We start from the raw sequence: 4,670 nt of genomic DNA, 5'->3' as shown, positions 1-4,670 counted from the left end.
GGTCGACGGCGACCTGTCGGGTGCTGCGGCCGAGCAGCCGCGCCGCCGCGCGGATCAGCCAGGGCCCGCTCGGGTGGCGCTCCGGGCCGATCAACCGGCCGGCCAACCGCCCGTACCAGTGGGCGGTGACGATCACATCGGTCAGCCGCAGCGGACCGCCGGGCACCGGGCCGCGCACCACCACGTCCACCACCCGGCCGAGGCGCCGGCCCCGCCGGTCGTACGCGGTGCGTCCCAGCAGCTCACCCGCTCGCACGGCCCGCTCCCGGGATCCGGCCGATCAGGTGCCGGCGCAGCCACTCCTCCACCGGCGAGGCGGGCAGCTCCTCGGCCGGGACCCGCAGCCACACGGCGCTGTCCACCCGCTCGACCAGCCGGAACGGGATCCGCATCGGCGTCAGCGGCGGATCGCTGACAAACCGCTCCGCGGCCAGCACCAGCATCCGCCCGAGCCGGCCACCGACCCGCGCGCCCAGCGCCCCCGGCCCGCTGAGCAGCGTCCGCACGTACGGCACGCCGTCGTCGTCCAGGGCGAACTCGACATCGTCGACCTTGCCGACCAGCCGGCCGGTCACGTCGACCAGCTGCCGGTCCAGCAGCTGCCGGGCCACCTGGACCCTCACTGTCCCATCCTCGTGGTGATCGCCAACGGGACCGCCGCCACCGACGCGGCGAGGATCACCAGCAGGAACACCGCGCCGAGCAGGTTCAGCAGCCGCCCGTTGACCCGGTCTCCCAGGTACGTCCGGTCGTTGGCCACCACCAGGATCGGCAGGTAGGTCAGCGGCAGCGCCACCGCGCTGACGATCAGCATGTACTCCGTGAGCGTCACCGGGTCGACCGTGGTGAGCAGCACCAGTACCCCCAGCAGCACGCTGACCAGCAGCACCGCGTGGAACCGGGCCGCCTCCCGGGGGCTGACCCGCTTGCCCCACTGCCACCCGAAGTACTGCGCAGCGGCGTACGCCGCCGACAGGCCGGTCTCCAGCGCGGCGCCGAAGGTGACCGCGAAGAAGCCGAGGGACACCACCGCCAGGCCGACCGCGCCGAACGCGAGCAGCACCGGCCGGGCCACCTGGTCGAGGGTGGTGACCGACGTGCCCGGGTGGAACACCACCGTGGCCGTGGCGATCAACGACAGCGCGAGGAGCCCGCCGACCGGGAACCCGATCAGCACGCTGGACCGGGCGTCGGCCAGGTCCTCGGCGCTCCACCGCTCCTCCACCCCGCCGGAGGAGAAGAAGAACACCTCGTACGGGCTGACGGTGGAGGCGAAGAGCGCCACCGCGACGAACCAGTAGGCGCCCCAGCCGTGGCCGGCCTCCCCGGGGTGCAGCATCCCCCGGCCCAGCGCCGCCCAGTCGGTCGGCAGCCACCACAGCGCCACCGCGAAGACGACCAGCGCCAGGCCGGCCAGCCCGAACACCCGCTCCATCAGCTGGAAGCGCATCCGCCACAGCACCAGCCAGACGGCCAGGCCGGCCACCGGCACCCAGACCAGGTAGGGCAGGCCGGCGGCCAGCCGCAGCGCCAACGCCACCCCGCCCAGCTCGGCGGCCAGGGTGAGGACCGTGACCAGGTACGACGCCACCAGGTTGAGCAGCGCCACCCGAGCGCCGAGCCGCTCCCGGACCAGGTCGAACACCGCCCGGCCGCTCACCGCCGCGATCCGTCCCGCCATGTCCGCGTACGCGCAGATGCCGACCACGCCGAGCAGCAGCACCCAGGCGTGCCCCATGCCGAAGCGCGCGCCGGCCTGGCTCGCCGCCACCAGGTCGCCGATGTCCACGAAGCCGCCGACGGCGGAGAGGACGCCAAGCGTGGCGGCGAGGAGCTTCCTCACCTCGGCTGCGGCTCGCGGGCGGTCATCGACGCGACGATATCGGCGCCGACCGCACCAGTAACCGCGAATCGGGCATCAGCCCCGGGTCGACGCCAACGCCGGCGTACGGCCGAACGCCCTTGCCCCACGCACCGCAGACCGGTCAGGTAGGTCCTGCCCGGAGCCCGGAGCCCGGAGTCCGGAGCCCGGAGCCCGGAGCCCGGAGCCCGGAGGTCCGGTCAGGCGTGCTCCGCGGCGGGGCCGGTCAGGCGGGGGAGAGGTTCTGCAGGCGGACCTGGCCGCGGGCGACCAGCCGGGCGTCGGCGTCGGTGATCTCCACCTGCCAGAGCTGCTGGCTGCGGCCCCGGTGCACCGGCGTGCCGACGGCGGTCAGCTCCCCCTCGCGGACGGCGCGCAGGAAGTCCGTCTGGTTCGACACGCCGACGACCTGCCCCCGGTCGGCGAGCCAGAGCGACCCGCCGACGCTGGCGGCAGTCTCCACCACCGAGCAGTACACGCCGCCGTGCTGGATTCCGAACGGCTGGTGCAGCTCCGGACGGACCCGCCAGCGGATCACCACCCGGTCCCCGCTCACCTCGTCGAACTGAAGCCCGAGCAGGGCGACGAAGCCACCCGTCAGGTTCGGTGCATCCACGGCAGCCCCTCCTCGATCATGGGTCGCCAGCGTAGCCGGCCGCCCGGACCGGGAAACCCGGTACGGTCCGCCCCCCGCCATGGGGGAGAATCGGTGACCGTGACCGACAGCAGCAGCCTCCCGCCGTCCGGGCGGGACTCCCTGACCGATGACCTGCGGTGGCGGGGCCTGATTCAGGACTCCACCGGCCTCGACGAGCTGCGCGCGCTGCTCGACGGCGGTGCGACCGCCTTCTATGTCGGCTTCGACCCGACCGCGCCGAGCCTGCACGTCGGCCACCTCATGCAGGTCACCACGGCCCGCCGCCTCCAACTGGCCGGGCACCGGCCGCTGCTGCTCGTCGGCGGCGCGACCGGCCAGATCGGTGACCCGAAGGAGAGCGCGGAGCGGACACTCAACCCGCCCGAGGTGGTCGCCGGCTGGGTCGGCCGCATCCGCGACCAGCTCGCCCCCTTCGTGTCGTACACCGGTGACAACGCCGCCCGCCTGGTCAACAACCTGGACTGGACCGGTGAGATGTCGGTGGTCGAGTTCCTCCGCGACGTCGGCAAACACTTCCCGGTCAACAAGATGCTGGCCCGGGAGGTGGTCAAGGCCCGGCTGGACAGCGGCATCAGCTTCACCGAGTTCAGCTACCAGCTGCTCCAGTCCCACGACTTCTTCGAGCTGCACCGCCGGCACGGCTGCCAGCTCCAGTTCGGCGGCTCCGACCAGTGGGGCAACATCACCGCCGGCGTGGACTACATCCGCCGGCGCGGCGCCGGCCCGGTGGAGGCGTTCACCACGCCCTTGGTGACCAGGTCCGACGGGACGAAGTTCGGCAAGACCGAGGGCGGGGCGATCTGGCTCGACCCGGAGATGACCAGCCCGTACGCGTTCTACCAGTTCTGGATCAACGTCGACGACCGGGACGTCACCCGCTACCTGCGGTACTTCAGCTTCCGCTCGCGCGAGGAGCTGGAGGCGCTGGAGAAGGAGACCGCCGAGCGGCCGGCCGCCCGCGCCGCCCAGCGCGCCCTCGCCGAGGAGCTGACTACCCTGGTGCACGGGGAACGGGAGATGGCCCAGGTGGTCGCCGCGAGCCAGGCGCTGTTCGGCCGCGGCTCGCTGGAGGAACTCGCACCGGCAACCCTGCGTGCCGCGCTGACCGAGGCGGGGCTGGTCCACCTGCCGGAGCTGCCGGACGTGGCCGGGCTGCTGCGCGACTCCGGGCTGGTGCCGAGCCTCAAGGAGGCCCGCCGGGTGATCGCCGAGGGCGGCGCGTACGTCAACAACGCCCGGATCACCGAGACCGACGCGACCGTCGGCCCGGACGACCTGCTGCACGGCCGGTACCTGGTGCTGCGCCGCGGCAAGCGGTCATTCGCCGGGGTCGAGCTGCAGAGTTGAGCCGAACGCCCGCTGTGACGCGGGACGCGCCCGGCGGATTTGACGTTGGATCCGCCGGGCGCGTAACTTTCTCTCTGTCAGCGCGGAACGGACGAAACGGGCGAAAGTCCTGGAGGCCGGAGCGCGGGAATGACGCCAGGGTCGGGCCGGTTGTATCCGGTACGAGCCTGGATCGGGCTCCGGAGGCTTCACGAAGCCGGACGGGGCCGGGAATGACTCCAGGGTTGGGCCGGTTGTATCCGGTACGAGCCTGGATCGGGCTCCGGAGGCTTCACGAAGCCGGACGGGGCCGGGAATGACTCCAGGGTTGGGCCGGTTGTATCCGGTACGAGCTTGGATCGGGCTCCGGAGGCTTTACGAAGCCGGACGGGGCCGGGAATGACTCCAGGGTCGGGCGGGTTGAATCCCGTGTGAGCCTGGACCGGGCGGTGCCCCGGATCCGCCGCGAGGCGGATTTGGTGAGGCGGAACCGACCGGGTATGGTTTACGACCGGCAGGGTACCGGGCGAGCTTGCGGGAGACCGCGGCGGCCGGCCTGTCGAATCCACGAATTGCGACGGCTTCGGCCGGATCTTCTCGTGGTGCCCGGAAATTGGGTGGAAGCGGGTCGGACCGGGTTACATCGGTTTGACGGCGCGGAAATCACCGGGTAACGTAGTAAAAGTGCCCGGCGCGGGAAGCGGCGGGTGCGGTGGACGAAATACCCCGGGTCGGGGCTCCACGGTGTGGGGTTTTCGGGCGGTGTGTGGTTGTTCTTTGAGAACTCAACAGGGTGCTTGATAAGCCAGTGCCAATTATGATTTA

General features: G+C 71.9%; 5 protein-coding genes. 1 reads left to right on the top strand and 4 read right to left on the bottom strand.

Features of this window, described 5'->3' with window-relative positions:
• From NCC78_RS27775 to NCC78_RS27760, 4 genes are all read right to left on the bottom strand, one after another.
• Positions 1–256 (bottom strand): PRC-barrel domain containing protein (locus NCC78_RS27775; protein ID WP_250798187.1); only part of this gene is annotated, 256 nt, incomplete at its 3' end.
• Positions 243–623: a hypothetical protein gene (locus tag NCC78_RS27770; protein WP_250798186.1), complete on the bottom strand. Its 381-nt coding sequence runs from the start codon at positions 621–623 to the stop codon at positions 243–245. The genes NCC78_RS27775 and NCC78_RS27770, both read right to left, overlap by 14 nt.
• Positions 620–1,843 (bottom strand): NRAMP family divalent metal transporter, encoded by a 1,224-nt coding sequence (locus NCC78_RS27765; RefSeq protein WP_250798185.1) that lies wholly within the window; start codon positions 1,841–1,843, stop codon positions 620–622. Before NCC78_RS27765 ends, NCC78_RS27770 begins: the two co-directional genes overlap by 4 nt.
• A gap of 244 nt (positions 1,844–2,087) precedes the next feature.
• The gene (locus NCC78_RS27760; protein WP_250798183.1) at positions 2,088–2,477 is read right to left on the bottom strand and encodes a PaaI family thioesterase; all 390 of its coding nucleotides are present in this window, start codon (positions 2,475–2,477) and stop codon (positions 2,088–2,090) included.
• Positions 2,478–2,576: 99 nt separating this feature from the next.
• Here NCC78_RS27760 and tyrS point away from each other — a divergent pair, with 99 nt between their 5' ends.
• The gene (gene tyrS, locus NCC78_RS27755) at positions 2,577–3,866 is read left to right on the top strand and encodes a tyrosine--tRNA ligase (RefSeq protein ID WP_250798189.1); all 1,290 of its coding nucleotides are present in this window, start codon (positions 2,577–2,579) and stop codon (positions 3,864–3,866) included.
• Positions 3,867–4,670: the final 804 nt, after the last annotated feature.

This window comes from Micromonospora phytophila (assembly GCF_023656545.1).
Classification (GTDB): Bacteria; Actinomycetota; Actinomycetes; order Mycobacteriales; family Micromonosporaceae; genus Micromonospora; species Micromonospora phytophila.
The sequence above is the reverse complement of the archived record's forward strand: the minus strand, read 5'-3'. Positions and strand labels throughout refer to the sequence as shown.